The sequence below is a fragment of the Streptomyces longisporoflavus genome, from assembly GCF_014649775.1.
GTDB classification, from domain to species: domain Bacteria; phylum Actinomycetota; class Actinomycetes; order Streptomycetales; family Streptomycetaceae; genus Streptomyces; species Streptomyces longisporoflavus.
Map to the genome: position 1 here is coordinate 25,716 of NZ_BMTR01000030.1, position 14,587 is coordinate 40,302.

Annotated in this window: 15 protein-coding genes; 7 read left to right on the forward strand and 8 right to left on the reverse strand. The window is 69.6% G+C overall.

The window, feature by feature from the left end; genetic code table 11:
* Nucleotides 1-93: 93 nt before the first annotated feature.
* From IE226_RS37035 to IE226_RS37055, 5 genes are all read right to left on the reverse strand, one after another.
* Nucleotides 94-327: an acyl carrier protein gene (locus IE226_RS37035; RefSeq protein ID WP_190085895.1), complete on the reverse strand. Its 234-nt coding sequence runs from the start codon at nucleotides 325-327 to the stop codon at nucleotides 94-96.
* A gap of 34 nt (nucleotides 328-361) precedes the next feature.
* Nucleotides 362-1,948 carry an amino acid adenylation domain-containing protein gene (locus tag IE226_RS37040; protein WP_190085896.1) on the reverse strand — a complete coding sequence of 529 codons (1,587 nt, stop codon included), beginning with the start codon at nucleotides 1,946-1,948 and terminating at the stop codon, nucleotides 362-364.
* Between the two features lie 30 nt (nucleotides 1,949-1,978).
* Nucleotides 1,979-2,689 carry an LmbU family transcriptional regulator gene (locus IE226_RS37045; protein WP_229871777.1) on the reverse strand — a complete coding sequence of 237 codons (711 nt, stop codon included), beginning with the start codon at nucleotides 2,687-2,689 and terminating at the stop codon, nucleotides 1,979-1,981.
* 83 nt (nucleotides 2,690-2,772) lie between these two features.
* Nucleotides 2,773-2,988: an MbtH family protein gene (locus IE226_RS37050; RefSeq protein ID WP_190085897.1), complete on the reverse strand. Its 216-nt coding sequence runs from the start codon at nucleotides 2,986-2,988 to the stop codon at nucleotides 2,773-2,775.
* Nucleotides 2,989-3,217: 229 nt separating this feature from the next.
* Nucleotides 3,218-3,865, reverse strand: coding sequence for a GNAT family N-acetyltransferase (locus tag IE226_RS37055; RefSeq protein ID WP_190085898.1), 648 nt, complete (start codon nucleotides 3,863-3,865; stop codon nucleotides 3,218-3,220).
* A gap of 542 nt (nucleotides 3,866-4,407) precedes the next feature.
* Between IE226_RS37055 and IE226_RS37060 the strand changes: the two genes are divergently transcribed.
* The 5 genes from IE226_RS37060 (at nucleotide 4,408) to IE226_RS37080 (ending at nucleotide 9,871) form a co-directional block, all read left to right on the forward strand.
* Nucleotides 4,408-5,145 carry a thioesterase II family protein gene (locus tag IE226_RS37060; RefSeq protein WP_190085899.1) on the forward strand — a complete coding sequence of 246 codons (738 nt, stop codon included), beginning with the start codon at nucleotides 4,408-4,410 and terminating at the stop codon, nucleotides 5,143-5,145.
* A 71-nt stretch (nucleotides 5,146-5,216) separates the two neighbouring features.
* On the forward strand, nucleotides 5,217-6,395 hold the full coding sequence (locus tag IE226_RS37065; protein WP_190085900.1) for a serine hydrolase domain-containing protein: 1,179 nt from the start codon (nucleotides 5,217-5,219) through the stop codon (nucleotides 6,393-6,395).
* A gap of 29 nt (nucleotides 6,396-6,424) precedes the next feature.
* The gene (gene argC, locus IE226_RS37070) at nucleotides 6,425-7,453 is read left to right on the forward strand and encodes an N-acetyl-gamma-glutamyl-phosphate reductase (protein ID WP_190085901.1); all 1,029 of its coding nucleotides are present in this window, start codon (nucleotides 6,425-6,427) and stop codon (nucleotides 7,451-7,453) included.
* Nucleotides 7,450-8,601, forward strand: a complete 1,152-nt coding sequence (gene argJ, locus IE226_RS37075; RefSeq protein ID WP_190085902.1) for a bifunctional glutamate N-acetyltransferase/amino-acid acetyltransferase ArgJ — start codon at nucleotides 7,450-7,452, stop codon at nucleotides 8,599-8,601. Before argC ends, argJ begins: the two co-directional genes overlap by 4 nt.
* Before the next feature lie 46 nt (nucleotides 8,602-8,647).
* Nucleotides 8,648-9,871 carry an acetylornithine transaminase gene (locus IE226_RS37080; protein ID WP_190085903.1) on the forward strand — a complete coding sequence of 408 codons (1,224 nt, stop codon included), beginning with the start codon at nucleotides 8,648-8,650 and terminating at the stop codon, nucleotides 9,869-9,871.
* A gap of 60 nt (nucleotides 9,872-9,931) precedes the next feature.
* Here IE226_RS37080 and IE226_RS37085 read toward each other — a convergent pair whose 3' ends face one another.
* Nucleotides 9,932-10,576, reverse strand: coding sequence for an FMN-binding negative transcriptional regulator (locus tag IE226_RS37085; protein WP_190085904.1), 645 nt, complete (start codon nucleotides 10,574-10,576; stop codon nucleotides 9,932-9,934).
* Nucleotides 10,577-10,779: 203 nt separating this feature from the next.
* Here IE226_RS37085 and IE226_RS37090 point away from each other — a divergent pair, with 203 nt between their 5' ends.
* Nucleotides 10,780-12,156 carry a lysine N(6)-hydroxylase/L-ornithine N(5)-oxygenase family protein gene (locus tag IE226_RS37090; protein ID WP_190085905.1) on the forward strand — a complete coding sequence of 459 codons (1,377 nt, stop codon included), beginning with the start codon at nucleotides 10,780-10,782 and terminating at the stop codon, nucleotides 12,154-12,156.
* 10 nt (nucleotides 12,157-12,166) lie between these two features.
* Here the strand turns inward: IE226_RS37090 and IE226_RS37095 are convergent, their stop codons facing one another.
* Complete coding sequence (locus IE226_RS37095) at nucleotides 12,167-12,388, reverse strand: MbtH family protein (protein WP_190085906.1); 222 nt, start codon at nucleotides 12,386-12,388, stop codon at nucleotides 12,167-12,169.
* Nucleotides 12,389-12,562: 174 nt separating this feature from the next.
* On the opposite strand from IE226_RS37095, the gene argB reads away from it, so the two are divergent.
* Nucleotides 12,563-13,477, forward strand: coding sequence for an acetylglutamate kinase (gene argB / locus IE226_RS37100; protein WP_229871778.1), 915 nt, complete (start codon nucleotides 12,563-12,565; stop codon nucleotides 13,475-13,477).
* Nucleotides 13,478-13,533: 56 nt separating this feature from the next.
* Here the strand turns inward: argB and IE226_RS37105 are convergent, their stop codons facing one another.
* Entirely contained in the window at nucleotides 13,534-14,412 is an 879-nt protein-coding gene (locus tag IE226_RS37105) for an AfsR/SARP family transcriptional regulator (protein ID WP_190085908.1), read from the reverse strand.
* Nucleotides 14,413-14,587: the final 175 nt, after the last annotated feature.

Here is a 14,587-nt window from a genome sequence, read left to right on the forward strand (position 1 = left end):
AAATGCTAGCCGTGCGAACTCGCGGGATAAATACACATGGGACCTGTGGGTGTCCCGCCGGCGGGACACCCACAGCACCCGACAGATTTGCTGCTACGGAGCGGTCACCGCACCCAGCGATTCGATGTACTCGGAGATCGAGGCCACGGTCGGGTTGAGGAACATCTGGTCCATCGGGACCTCGACGTCCAGCTCCTCGATGAAGGCACCCTGGATCTTGACCATGATCAGGGACTGGCCGCCGAGGGTGAAGAAATCATCGTCGACCGATATGTCGTCGCGCTGCAATTCCCGGCACCAAATAGCGCGCACGCTGTCGGCAATCATCACAGTCCTCTCGATTGTCAGCAAGGCCCGACGGCTATGCCGCCGCGCCGCTTTCGGCATACTGCTTCCGGCATGTTTCGACGAGGGCTGCGCGGTCCACTTTCCCGTGCGGGCTGAGCGGAATTCGCAGGATATTCATGAACCTGGCGGGCACCATGTTCCGCGGCAGGGTCCGCAGGAGCCGGGTGCGCAGGTCGTCCTCGGTGAGGTCGTCGCCCGAGGGGACGACGAACGCGGCCAGCTCGGCCTCGCCGGCATCGGTGTAGGTGACCACCACGGCGGCCTCCCGGACGCCGGCCAGCCTGCCGAGCGCGCGCTCGATGTCGGTGGGGTCGATGCGCATGCCGCGCACCTTCACCTGCGCGTCCATCCGTCCGGCGACGACGAGTTCGCCGGCCTCGCTGACGTGGCCGCGATCGCCCGTGCGGTACAGCCTGCGCGGCTCGCCGTCGACGTCGATCGTGGTGAACTTCGCGTTCTCGGGTCCGCTGCCGTTGAGGTAGCCGGCGCCGACGCTGGCCCCGGAGATGCAGATCTCGCCGTACTCCCCCGCGCCGACCTCGCGCAGCTCCTCGTCGAGGAGGTGGATGTCGGTGTTGTAGGCGGGCCTGCCGACCGGTGCGACGTCGTGCTCGCCGGGACGGTAACCGGCCAGGTCGTAGGAGGTCGCCACGTCGGTGCACTCGGCGACGCCGTACTGGTGCAGGAGGGTGCACGTATTGCCCGCGCGGCGAGCCCAGTTGGTCAGCCGCTCCACCTTGAGCGCCTCGCCGCCGAACAGCACGTAGTCGAGCTTGGTGAGGGCGTCGCCGCCGCGCGCCGTCTCCCAGTCCACCAGGAGATAGAGCGTGCTGGAGGCGCAGTGCACGACGCGGATGTCGTGCTCCTTGAGCATGCGGTAGGCCAGCATGGCGTCGAAGTTGCGGCTCGCCATCAGGTGCTGCGTGGCGCCGCAGAACAGCGGTGTCATCAGGGCGCGCTGGGAGAGGTCGAAGCCGAACGCGCTGACCACGAGGTTGTTCGACCCGCTGTGCAGGCCGTATTCGAGCGTGAGCCAGTTCATCAGGTTGAACCAGCCCTCGTGCCGCACCGCGGTCAGCTTCGGCGTGCCGGTCGAACCGGACGTGAAGACCGCGTAGCACACGTCGTCCCCGGTGACGGAGACCTCGGGGGCGGTCGCCGGGAGCGCCGCCAGCTGGTCGGAGAGCTGCTCCAGGTCGATGACGTCGACGCTCGCCGTCTCGACCATCCCGGCGGTCGCGGGCGATGCAACGATCAGCGCGAGGTCGGGGACCTGGCCGAGCAGCAGCTGGAGCCGCTCCGCCGGGTATGCGGGGTCGAAGGGTACGTAGGCCGCGCCTGCCTTGAGCGTGCCGAGGATGGCGACGAGCAGGTCGATCGAGTAGTCGAGGCAGACGCCGACCTTGGCACCCCGGCCGTGTCCGCGCGCGGCGAGGAACCGCGCGAACCGGTTGGCCCTGACGTCCAGCTCCGCGTACGTGACCTGGCTGCCCGCCCAGACGACCGCGACGGCGTCGGGAGCGGCCGCCACGTTCGCCTCGAACCGCTTGTGGACAACGGGCGCCGGCGGCAGGGCGACGCGCTTTCCCTGAAGGATCATCAACTGACTCCGATGCGATGTGGAAGGTGTCTACGCGGTCTGCCGATCGGCGGTCTCGAGCACCCGGGTCACCCACTGGTCGACGGAAAGACCGTGCGCGGCGGCGGCCTTCGAGTAGTAGTCCAGTTGTCCCGCGGACAGCTCGATGGTGAGCGTGGTGGCCTTCTGCTGGCGCCGTTCGGCGGCCGCCGATGTGTCGATGCGCGGCACTTCCCGCTCCTCGTCGCCGCTGTCCGCGGAGACCTCCGCCGTGTCGCTCTGCACGGCGAGGCTGGCGCGGACCGCCCTGCGCAGTTCGTTGCGCGACCACTTCTGCTGCTCGGCCTTGCGCAGCCAGTAGTCCTGCTCCGGCGGCGAGAGACGGGTGACTTCGGCGTGGTGGGCGAAGCTGAGGCTGTCGCGCCTGCGCTGCTGCTCGAACCGCCGGGCCACCCACGCGTAGTTGCGCAGGGTCTGGTAGTCGAGCCCCGTGCGCTCTATGGCCTCCTTGTACCGCCGCCACCCGTAGGTGGCCTCCCCGTAGAGCAGCCAGTCGCCGAGCCACCAGGCGGAGGAGTTCACCAGCTCGCGCAGGTTGGTCCCGATGCGCTCCCAGGACTGCTCGGACAGGTTCTGCGGGAAGGTCATGCCCGTCTTCGCCACCTTGGCCTGCCCGCCCAGGAAGGACAGGACCACGTCGCGCTGCGCCAGGTCATCGCTGGTGTCCGCCGGCTTCGTCTTGTACCTGTTCGCGGTTCTCACAGCGCCCGTCACAACCTTCAACTCCCCACTCAGCGTGTCTTCCTGGGCGTATTACCGATCACTCGACTGCGTCCGGGCCGCGGTCAGTCCGCGGCCATGGCCTCGCGCAGGCTCTTGGGGCGCAGGTCGGTCCAGTTCTGCTCGACGTACTCCAGGCACTCGGCCCTGGAGGCCTCGCCGAAGACCGTGCGCCAGCCGGCGGGAACCTCGGAGAACACCGGCCACAGGGAGTGCTGCTCCTCGTCGTTGATCACGACGTAGAAGCGGCCGTCCTCGTCATCGAAAGGGTTCGTGCTCAACGGGCACCGTCCTTAAGCGTCATGGGAACGTCATGGATTGACTCGGGAATGAAGATCGCCGGGCCGGATGCTGATCAGCGTCGGCCGGTCGGCAGAACACCCGGGAGTCCCGTCGGGGGGAGAGCCCGGCGTCGATGGCGACCGCGGCATTGCCACGTCACCGTAAGGAACCGGCCGTCGGCGCAACAAGCGCCGCAGAGCGGAGTTCGAGCGGTTCTGTATCGCTTGGCTAGAGCGCGAGATCGCCGGGCAGGAGCGCGAGATCGCCGGGGCGGGCCCCGAGAGCGTGCAGGTGCTCGTCGTGCAGCTGTGCGTCTCCGAACCGCTTGGCCATGGTCCTGGTGCCTTCGAGGGCGAAGCCCGCCTTCTGGGCCACTCGGCAGGAGGCGATGTTCTCCAGGCCGTGGGTCAGGACGAGGCGGGTGAGCCCCAGATCGCCGAAGGCCCAGCCGACGAGGCTGCGCACGGCGGTGGTGGCCACACCCTGTCCGCGTGTCCAGGGAGCGATGCGATAGCCCACGTTGGCCTGCGAGTTGGCGCGGTCGATGCTGTGCAGGGCGATGTTGCCCGCGTAGCGTCCGCTGTCCCGGTGGATGATCGAGAAGGTGGTGTGGCTGCCGTCGGACCAGTCGGCCCCGGCGATGCAGTCCCTGAGGGCCGAGGCCTCGTCGGTGATCTGGCAGCGGGGGTTCCACAGCCGGACGTCCGGGTCGACCCCGAGCGCGAGGACCTCGCGGTACTCGTCCACGCTCGGGGGACGCAGCAGATAGTCGCCGGCGGTCAGCGCGCGGGGCTCCGGCGGGGTGCCGGCGCGCTCCATGAGGCCGATGCGGCTGTGGGGGTGCGCACGGGCGCGCTCTTGCGTGTGGTCGTTCACCGGTTCGTCCCTTCGCCGGGCTTCGCTGTGCTGGGGGCTGGGCGCAGATCTGCCGGTGGGGACACGGTGTCGCAAGGGGCTCAAGGCTCGCTACAGAGCGGTCCGGCCTGATGCCGGACCGCTGTTCTCTCGACGTACGGAATCGGGCGGGCGATGTCCCGCCGTACGAAAAGGAGATCGGCCGCCCCGCGTTCCGGATGGGAACGCACGGCAGCCGATCGGCCCGTCAGCTGTCCGCTCGGGTTCGAGCGGTGGTGCGGGGCCCTGGCCTTATGGGCGGGCCGCGGTCCGCGTACGGGCTTGGCTCCTCGTGTTGCCGGTAACCAACTCTGCGCCGAAGGTATCCAGGATCGATCGAGCCCTCGTCGAGCCTTGCTGGAGCCGACGGGCGTCCGACGCCCTCACCTGCGCCCGGCCCCCGGCCGCCTGAGGAACGCTCGAGAGACGCCATACCCGCGCCGGAGCCCTTCTCGGGCCCGCGCTCCGCGAGCCGGCCGCCGTTCTATGGTCCGGGGACGCGTGGTCCGATCCGAGGGGGAGCGATGGACAGCACACGACCTGCCCTGCGCTTGTTCGTGCTGCACCACGCCGGGGGCTCGCACCTGCTCTACCGTCACTGGCCGGCCCGGCTGCCCGGCACATGGGACGTGCGGCTGCTCGACGCGCCGGGCCACGGCTTCCTCCTCGACGAACCGCAGATCACGGACGCCGGCCGGCTCGCCGACTTCCTGCTGCGCCGCGTCGAGCACGAACTTAACGTCCCCTACGCCCTGTTCGGGCACAGCATGGGCGCCCTTCTGGCGTACGAGATGACCCGCCTCGCCGTCGAGCGCGGCCTGCCGCTGCCGGTATGGGTGGGCCTCTCCGCACGGCCCGCACCGCAATCGGCGGACCCGCCCCGCGAGCTGTCCGACGACGAGCTGCGGGCCCGGCTGCGGCGCCTCGGCGGCATGCCCGAAGGGGTCATCGACGACTCGGGCCTGTGGGACCGGTTCTATCCGGTCATCCGGGGCGACCTCCGCCTGGTGGCGAACTGGCGCCCGGCCGCGGACGCCGCTCCCCTGCCCGTGGCGCTCTCCGCCTTCGCGGGCCGCGAGGACCACTCCGCCGCACCGGCGCTGATGGCCGGCTGGCAGGAGCACTGCGAGCACTACCTGGGCCTGCGGGCCTTTGACGGCGGTCACTTCTACTTCCAGGACGATCCCGGTCCGCTGCTGCGGCACATCGAACGGGACGCGGCCACGGCGCTCGACGCGGCAGGCGCGGCGCACTCCCCCTGACGAGGCGCATCTCCCCCGACGCCTCTCGCATCACGTACGGACGACACCCAGGAACGGCAATGAGGATGACGATGACGATACGGAAGAGGCCGGCGGCCGGCGCGGTCGTGCTGGCGGCGGTCGCTCTCACGAGCACCCTGTTCACGGGCCCCGCCGGGGCGGCACAGGACACGGCCGCCGCCGCGGGCGACCACCAGGCGACGCGCGGCGCGATCGAGGCGGCGGTCAAGGCCGGTGTCCCCGGCATCACCGCCGAGGCACGCGACTCCGCCGGAATCTGGAAGGCGGCAGCGGGCAAGGGCAACCTGAAGACGGGTGCGGCACGCGGCCTGAGCGACCGGTTCCGTGCCGGCAACCTCACCAACACCTTCGTGGCGACGGTCCTCCTGCAGATGGAGGCCGAGGGGAAGCTCAGCCTCGACGACACCGTGGACAAGCACCTGCCCGGCCTGGTCACGGGCAACGGCAACGACGGCAGCGCGATCACCGTGCGCCAACTCCTCAACCACACCAGCGGCCTGTACGACTACACCGTCGACCCGCAGTTCGCCGAGACGTACACCGTGGGCGACGGCTTCCTCAAGCACCGGTACGACACCCTGACGCCCCAGCAGCGTCTGAAGACGGCCCTCTCCCACGCGCCGTCGTTCGCGCCCGGCGCCAAGCACTGGTTCTCGCACACCAACGACGTCCTGGCCGCGCTGATCGTCGAGAAGGTCGGCGGCAAGAAGTACGAGGACGAGGTGCGGGCGCGCATCATCACGCCCCTGGGCCTGAAGTCGACGTCCAACCCCGGCACCGGCACCACCGTGCCCCAGCCGAGCGGTCGCGCCTACGCCAAGCTCTTCGCCGCGCAGCCCGACCGCATCGACGACGTCACCGCGGTGAACGGCTCCCAGGCCTGGGGCAGCGGCGACATCATCTCCAGCGCGGCCGACCTGAACCGGCTGTACGCGGCCCTGATGGGCGGCAAGCTGCTGCCGGCGCAGCAGCTGAAGGAGATGAAGACGACCGTCAACACCGACTATCCCGGCGCGACCTACGGTCTGGGCATCGAGCAGCTCACGCTGAGCTGCGGCACCACCATCTGGTACCACGACGGGCTCGCCACGGGGTCGATCACCGTGTCCGCCTTCACCGACGACGGCGGTCACCAGCTCACGTTCAACTTCAACAGCAGCTGGGGAGGGGAGACCCTCCTGACCATCCTGGACGCCGAGTTCTGCGAGGCGTCCGCCGGCTCACGCTGAGGCGACATGTCTGCCAAACGGGAGGGTTCATGACAGTGCTAGCAGCCGTGGCGGGGGCGAGCGGGTATGCGGGCGGCGAGCTACTGCGCCTGCTTCTGGCCCACCCCGAAGTAGAGATCGGTGCCCTGACCGGGCACTCCAGCGCGGGACAGCGGCTGGGCGCGCTGCAACCGCACCTGGCTCCGCTGGCCGGACGCGAGGTGCGGCCCACCACCGCCGACGCCCTGCGGGGGCACGACGTCGTCTTCCTCGCGCTGCCGCACGGCCAGTCGGCCGCCGTCGCCGCGGAGCTGGGCGACGAGACGCTCGTCGTCGACTGCGGCGCGGACTTCCGGCTCTCGGACGCGACCGCCTGGGAGTCGTTCTACGGCTCCCCGCACGCGGGCACCTGGCCCTACGGCCTGCCCGAACTGCCGGGAGTCCGCGCCGCGTTGGCGGGCAGCAGGCGTGTCGCGGTGCCGGGCTGCTACCCGACCGCGGTCCTGCTCGCCCTCTTCCCCGCGTACGCGGCGGGGCTCGCCGAACCCGAGGCGGTCGTCGTCGCGGCGTCCGGCACGTCCGGCGCGGGCAAGGCACCCAAGGCGAACCTGCTCGGCAGCGAGGTCATGGGCTCCATGCGGCCCTACGGAGTGGGCGGCGGCCACCGGCACACCCCGGAGATGAGCCAGCACCTCGGCGCCGTGGCCGGCCGATCGGTCGCCGTCTCCTTCACTCCGACCCTGGCGCCCATGCCGCGCGGCATCCTCGCCACCTGCTCCGCCGCGGCGCGACCGGGGGTCGGCGCCGACGACGTACGGGCCGCGTACGAGAAGGCGCTCGGCGACGAACCGTTCGTGACACTGCTGCCCGAGGGGCAGTGGCCGAGCACCGCCGCCGTGTACGGGTCGAACGCCGCGCAGGTCCAGGTCGTCCTCGACCCGGCGGTCGGCCGGATCATCGCCATCAGCGCCATCGACAACCTCACCAAGGGCACCGCGGGCGGCGCCCTCCAGAGCATGAACATCGCCCTCGGCCTCCCCGAGGAGCTCGGGCTTTCCACGATCGGAGTCGCACCGTGAGCGTCACCGCAGCACGAGGCTTCACGGCGGCGGGCATCGCCGCCGGGATCAAGCAGAACGGCAACCCGGACCTGGCGCTCGTCGTCAACACCGGGCCGCGTCAGGACGCGGCCGGCGTCTTCACCTCCAACCGGGTCAAGGCGGCGCCCGTGCGCTGGTCCGAGCAGGTCGTCAAGGGCGGCGTGGTCTCGGCGGTGGTCCTCAACTCCGGTGGCGCCAACGCCTGCACCGGCCCTCGCGGCTTCCAGGACACACACGCCACCGCCGAGAAGGCCGCCGAAGTCCTCGGCCTGTCCTCCGACGAGATCGCCGTCGCCTCGACCGGCCTGATCGGCGTGACCCTGCCGATGGACCAGCTGCTTCCGGGCGTCGCCGAGGCCGCGGCGCAGCTGTCCGCGGACGGCGGCGAGCGGGCCGCCGTCGCCATCAAGACCACTGACTCCGTGCACAAGACGGCCGTGGCCACGCGGGACGGCTGGACCGTAGGCGGCATGGCCAAGGGCGCCGGCATGCTCGCGCCGGGCCTCGCCACGATGCTCGTCGTGCTCACCACGGACGCCGCGCTCGACTCCGGCGTCCTCGACACGGCGCTGCGCGACGCCACCCGCCTGACCTTCGACCGCGTCGACTCCGACGGCTGCATGTCCACCAACGACACGGTGCTCCTGCTGGCCTCCGGTGCCTCTCAAGTCAGCCCGGAACACGCCGAGTTCGCGGACGTCGTGCGCGAGGTCTGCGCCGATCTGGCCCGGCAGCTCATCGCGGACGCCGAGGGCGCCAGCAAGGAGATCCGCATCGAGGTCACGGGCGCCGCGAGCGAGGACGACGCCGTCGAGGTCGGCCGCTCCATCGCCCGCAACAACCTCCTCAAGTGCGCCCTGCACGGCGAGGACCCCAACTGGGGCCGCGTCCTGTCCGCCATCGGCACCACCCGCGCCGCCTTCCACCCGGACGAGCTCAACGTCGCCATCAACGACGTGTGGGTCTGCAAGAACGGCGCGGTGGGCGAGGACCGCTCGCTGGTGGACATGGCGGGGCGCGAGGTCCGGATCACCGCGGACCTCGCCGCGGGCCCGGACTCCGCCGTCATCTGGGCCAACGACCTCACCGCCGAGTACGTCCACGAAAACAGCGCGTACGCCTCTTGATCACTGCCCCCGCCGGCGTGCGGGGTCACCCCACGAAGGAGACAGGATGAGCGACGACGGCGCGGACATCATCGGGGCGGGCAACACGGCGCTGGCCCACCGCTGGCAGGGCGTCATGATGGACAACTTCGGCACCCCGCGGCTGCCGCTCGTCCGCGGCCGGGGCACCCGGGTCTGGGACGCGGAGGGCACCGAGTACCTCGACTTCGTCGGCGGCATCGCGGTCAACTCGCTCGGCCACGCCCACCCCGCGGTCGTACGGGCCGTCGCCGAGCAGATCGGCTCGCTCGGCCATGTGTCGAACCTGTTCATCGCCGAACCGACCGTGCACCTCGCCGAGCGCCTGCTGCGGATCGCCGGGCGCGCGGGCCGGGTCTACTTCTCCAACTCGGGGGCCGAGGCCAACGAGGCGGCCCTCAAGATCGGCAGACTCACCGGCCGCACCCACATGGTGGCCACCACCGGCGGCTTCCACGGCCGCACCATGGGGGCGCTCGCCCTCACCGGCCAGCCCGACAAGCAGCGCCCCTTCCACCCGCTGCCGGGCGACGTCAGCCACGTACCGTACGGAGACGTGGCGGCCCTGCGCGCCGCCGTCACCCCGAAGACCGCGCTGCTCATCCTTGAGCCGGTGCAGGGTGAGAACGGCGTGATCGTGCCGCCGCCCGGCTACCTCAGGGCCGCCCGCGAGATCACCGCGGCGACCGGCACCCTCCTGGTCCTCGACGAGATCCAGACCGGCATCGGGCGCACCGGCCGCTGGTTCGCCGCGCAGGCCGAAGACGTCGAGGCGGACGTCGTCACCCTGGCCAAGGGCCTCGGCGGCGGCCTGCCCATCGGCGCGACACTCGCGTTCGGCGCGGCGGCCGAGCTGCTCACGCCCGGCACCCACGGCTCCACCTTCAGCGGAAACCCGGTGGTGTGCGCGGGCGCCCTCGCCGTACTGGACACCATCGAGCGGGCCGGCATCCTCGAACACGTCACCCGGGCGGGCGGGCGGCTGCGAGCCGGCCTGGAGGCCCTCGCGCACCCGCTGGTTCGTGAAGTCCGGGGCGCGGGGCTTCTGTTGGGCGTCGTGCTCGGCGCGAAGGCCGCCGCGCGTGTGCAGCAGGCGGCCCAGGACCACGGCCTTCTGGTGAACGCGGTGGCACCGGACGTCATCCGGCTCGCCCCGCCGCTGACCGTGTCGGACCGGGAGGTCGACATCTTCCTCGACGGCTTCGGAGCGGCTCTGTCCGAAGTGTCCGACGAGGTCCTCACCGCGGTCTGAATCGTGTGCGCCCCTCCCTGCGGGTTCGTCCCTCCCTCCGGAGCGGAGGCCACCGGCACGTCACGGCAGCCGGCTCATCAGGCCGGCCGTCTCGCGCTTGTACGTGCAGGCGCTCTCCCCGAAGGACTTCCGTACCCGGTCGCGCACCTCGCCCGGCTGCTCCTGGCTGAGCTTGAACATGCCCTCGGCGCCGGTCACCTTGAACCGGAAGGCACCTACGGCAGGGGCGATCTTGCGGAAGTAGCCGAGGGACTCGGTCATGTCCCAGCCGTCGCCGAACGCGCCCTCGAAGGCGCGCACGGTGGACTGCACGACCTCCAGCGTCTCCTCCATCTCGTCGATCTTCTCCACCACGCCCCGCACATGCACCGCCGTGAAGTTCCAGGTCGGGGCGGCCGGAGTCACCTCGTACACCGTGGGCGACACATAGGAATGCGGGCCGGTGAACGTGAGCAGCAGCACGCCGCCCGTCTCCAGGGCCGCCCAGTGCGGGTTGGCCCGGTTCATGTGTCCGAGGAGCGTGGCGCCCGGCAGTTCGCCGGTCCAGTCGGCGGACGTCTCGGGGTCGAAGATGACGGGCAGATGGGTGGCGAACGGGCCGTTCTTGGGGCAGCCGTTGGCCACCGCAAGGGCCAGTGGATTACCGCGGATCAGGTCCACCATCCACGAACTGTCCGATTCTCGGTAGAAGCTCGGCACGAACATCCTGAAGCACCTTTCGGCAGTCGGAAAATCCGCGCCGACCATACTTCCGCCGCCCTGGACGAAACCTAGAGAAGCTCTCGAACGGCCCTCATGCCGTATTCGAGTTGCCTTTGAGCGGTCTTGGACAGACTCCGGAGCAACACTGCAGAACGGTCTCTCGGACCAACAGCCGAGTTTTCCAGACGCAAGCGGGAGAAACTTCAATGGGTATTACGGGTAGCAGCGCAGAGATCTACGACGTGGTCGGCATCGGGTTCGGCCCGTCCAACCTGTCGCTCGCGATCGCCTTGGAGGAGCACGGGGCGAGCACTCCGCAGAATCCGGTCAAGTCCCACTTCTTCGAGCGGCAGCCCACGTTCGGCTGGCACCGGAACATGCTGCTGCCGTCGACGACCATGCAGATCTCGTTCCTCAAGGACCTGGCGACCTATCGGGACCCGATGTCCCGGTTCAGCTTCATCTCGTATCTGCACGCCTCGAACCGGCTCGTGCAGTTCGTCAACAACCAGGACTTCTTCCCGACCCGGCAGGAGTTCCACCAGTACCTGGAGTGGGCGGCCGCCGGCCTCAGCGACCGGGTCAGCTACGGCACCGAGGTCACCTCGATCAGGCCCGTCGCCGAGAACGGGTCCGGGGCACCCGAGCTCCTGGAGATCGAGGTGCGCGGCAGCGACGGCGCCACCAGCGTGGTCACGACACGCAACGTCGTCATCTCGACGGGCCTGGTGGCGCGCCTGCCCGAGGGCGTGACATCCGACGAACGGGTCTGGCACAGCTCGGAGTTCCTGGCCAAGTTCAACGCGCGGGACCCGCAGGACCTCAAGAATGTGATGGTGGTCGGCGCGGGACAGAGCGCGGCCGAGATCACCCGCTTCTTCTACGACACGCTGCCGAACGCGCAGGTCTCCGCGGTCATCCCGTCGTACGGCTACTCCGTCGCCGACGACACGCCCTTCGCCAACCAGGTCTTCGACCCCGACTCGGTCGACGACTACTACTTCGGCACCGACCGGGCACGCGACGCGTTCTGGCGCTACCACCGCAACACCAACTACGGGGTGGTCGACTCCGACGTCATCCGGGCCCTGCACCAGCGCTCGTACGACGAGCAGGTGCGCGGCGTCCAGCGGCTGCACTTCCGCAACCTCTCCCGGGTCGACGAGGTCAAGCAGGAAGGGAGCGGAACACAGGTCGTCCTGCGCTCGCTGCTCGACAACAAAACGGAGGAGCTGGCCGTCGACGCCCTGGTCTTCGCCACCGGCTACGACGGCGTGGACCCGGCCCGCCTGCTCGGCGACTTCGACCAGCTGTTCCAGCGCGACGCGGCGGGCAAGCACCGGGTGGAACGCGACTACCGCCTGATCTCCGAGGCCGAATTGAACTGCGGTGTCTACCTCCAGGGCGGCACCGAGCACAGCCACGGCCTGACCTCGGCCCTGCTGTCGAACATCGCGATACGCGGCGGTGAGATCGCCGACTCGATCGTGCTGCGCCGCACCGAGCGGGAGCTGGGACGCGCCTCTTCCGTGAGGTCCGTGGGCTCCATGGGCTCCGTGGGGTCCGTGGGCGCCACTCCCTGACCGCGCCGCCTCAAGCGGCTTCGGCACCCATCGCGTCCCGAAGGCTCTGCGGCCTCAGATCGGTCCAGTGCTCGTCCACGTACGCAAGGCACTTGTCGCGGCTCTCCTCGCCGAACACGATGCGCCAGCCGGCGGGAACCTCGGAGAACGAGGGCCACAGCGAATGCTGCTGCTCTTCGTTCACCACGACGTAGAAACGGCCGTCAGCGTCGTCGAACGGATTGCTGCTCATCATTCCACTCCCATACGAGCCGTCGGTCGACTGGTATTCATTTTCCCGGCATCCGGCAGCACAGCAAAGTGTTCTCGTCCGGAACTCAAGCGCATGTGCACTGGCTATCGGGCCCTTGCCCGGGGCCGGAGTTCCGGAAGTTCCCGGAGTTCCCTTCACAAAAGGAGTAGTACGGTGCCCGACAACGTGCGTTCGGCTCTTGCCAAGGCCGAGGCCGTCACAGACGCCCTGCCCTGGTTGGCCCGCCACCAAGGCCGGACGGTAGTCATCAAACTGGGCGGACACGCCATGGTCAACGACGACCTGACGGCGGCCTTCGCCCGCGACATCGTCTTCCTGCGCCAGGCCGGGCTGCGGCCCGTGGTGGTGCACGGAGGCGGCCCGCAGATCAACGCCGAGCTCGAACGGCGCGGCCTGAAGCGCGAGTTCAAGGGCGGCCTCCGCGTCACCTCGCCCGAGTCGATGGACGTGGTGCGCATGGTCCTCGCCGGCCAGGTGCAGCGCGACCTGGTCGGACTCATCAACCGCTACAGCCCGCTCGCCGTCGGCATGACCGGCGAGGACGCCAACACCCTTACGGCAAAGCGGTTCGTGCCGTGGATCGACGGGGAGCCGGTGGACGTCGGCAGGGTCGGTGAGATCACCGGCGTCGACACCGGTGCGCTGCACAGCCTGCTCGCGGACGGCCGTATCCCGGTGGTCTCGCCGCTGGCCCGCAGCGCCGAGGACGGCCTGGTCTACAACGTCAACGCCGACACCGTGGCTGCGGCGCTCGCGACGGCCCTGCGTGCCGAGACGCTCGTCATGATGACGGACGTCGCGGGCCTGTGCGCGGGCTGGCCGCACAGCCAGGAGGTGATCCCCCGGCTCACGGCCTGCGAACTGGAGAAGCTGCTGCCGGAGTTGAGCGACGGCATGGTGCCGAAGATGACGGGCTGCCTGGACGCCGTGCGGGGCGGCGTAGGCGCGGCCCGGGTGATCGACGGACGTGTCCCGCACTCGGTCCTCCTGGAGATGTTCACCGACGACGGGGTCGGCACGGTGATAGTGCCGGACCCGGATGAGAGCGAGGTCATGCCTATCGCGTAGGGGTCACGCGGGACGCGGATGAGCGAGAAGAGAAAGGAGATAAGAGAGAGGAAGGATCAGGCGGCGGCGGAGACCAGCCGGGCGTTCGCCGCGGTGGATACGTAGGTCGCGGGGGCCTGAGGGGTGGGGATCTGGACGGTGGGCCCGGAGGTCTTGAGGATGGCCTGCTGCAACCGCTGGATCTCGGACGAGGGCTCAAGGCCCAGGTCGCGTACGAGGGCCTGGCGCAGCCGCTGGTACACGCTCAGCGCTTCGCCCCGGCGGCCCGAACGGTAAAGGGCCAGCATGAACTGCCCGTGCAGATTCTCGTGCGTGCGATACCGGCTCACCAGCACCGTCAGCTCACCCAGCAACTCACGGTGCCGGCCAAGACGCAGATCCGCCTCGATGCGCTGATACAGCGCACACAACCGCGTCTCCTCCAGGCGGCGCACCTCCATCTCCAACTGCACACCCGCCCGCACATCCGCCAGCGCCGAACCACTCCACAACGCAAGAGCCTCCCGCAACAACCGGGCCGCCCCCGCGAAGTCCTCACCGTCCATCGCCCGATAACCCATCCCCGCAAGCCGCTCGAACTCCACCACATCACTCAAGCCGCCACCGCCCTTCAGGACATAGCCGCCGGGCGCCGTCACCAGCACATCCTTCGCCGACACACCCCCGGCCGCGCCCTGCTCTCCCGCACTGCCCGCGCCCTGCTCCAGCGCCGCACCGATCAACTCACGCAACTGCAGGATGTAGGTCTGCAACGTCGTCCGCGCCGACCGCGGCGGACGCTCCCCCCACAACTCCTCCACCAGCAAACCCACCGGCACCACACGATCAACATGCAGAGCCAGCAACGCCAGCACCTTCCGCGGCTTCGGCGCCGTAGGCATCACAGCAACCCCGCCCACCCGCACACCCAACGGACCCAGAACATCAATATCCATCACGCCAAATCCCCTGTTCGTGAGTGCTCGAACGACGACGGCGGTCGGTCCGAGTGCCGAGAGTTACGGGAAGGCAGGTTCGGCAAGATCACGAGTTACCGAGGTACCCGAGGCACACAAGGTGCACGAGGTTCCGCGAGAACCAAACCAGACTCCCTGTTTTGAAAGACTGCCA

What these genes read in the sequence shown, in the direction of transcription:
- IE226_RS37035 (WP_190085895.1), bottom strand. Translation starts at nt 327, where the DNA reads ATGATTGCCGACAGCGTGCGCGCTATTTGGTGCCGGGAATTGCAGCGC.
- IE226_RS37040 (WP_190085896.1), bottom strand. Translation starts at nt 1,948, where the DNA reads ATGATCCTTCAGGGAAAGCGCGTCGCCCTGCCGCCGGCGCCCGTTGTC.
- IE226_RS37060 (WP_190085899.1), top strand. Translation starts at nt 4,408, where the DNA reads ATGGACAGCACACGACCTGCCCTGCGCTTGTTCGTGCTGCACCACGCC.
- IE226_RS37065 (WP_190085900.1), top strand. Translation starts at nt 5,217, where the DNA reads ATGACGATACGGAAGAGGCCGGCGGCCGGCGCGGTCGTGCTGGCGGCG.
- argC (WP_190085901.1), top strand. Translation starts at nt 6,425, where the DNA reads ATGACAGTGCTAGCAGCCGTGGCGGGGGCGAGCGGGTATGCGGGCGGC.
- IE226_RS37080 (WP_190085903.1), top strand. Translation starts at nt 8,648, where the DNA reads ATGAGCGACGACGGCGCGGACATCATCGGGGCGGGCAACACGGCGCTG.
- IE226_RS37085 (WP_190085904.1), bottom strand. Translation starts at nt 10,576, where the DNA reads ATGTTCGTGCCGAGCTTCTACCGAGAATCGGACAGTTCGTGGATGGTG.
- IE226_RS37090 (WP_190085905.1), top strand. Translation starts at nt 10,780, where the DNA reads ATGGGTATTACGGGTAGCAGCGCAGAGATCTACGACGTGGTCGGCATC.
- IE226_RS37095 (WP_190085906.1), bottom strand. Translation starts at nt 12,388, where the DNA reads ATGAGCAGCAATCCGTTCGACGACGCTGACGGCCGTTTCTACGTCGTG.
- IE226_RS37105 (WP_190085908.1), bottom strand. Translation starts at nt 14,412, where the DNA reads ATGGATATTGATGTTCTGGGTCCGTTGGGTGTGCGGGTGGGCGGGGTT.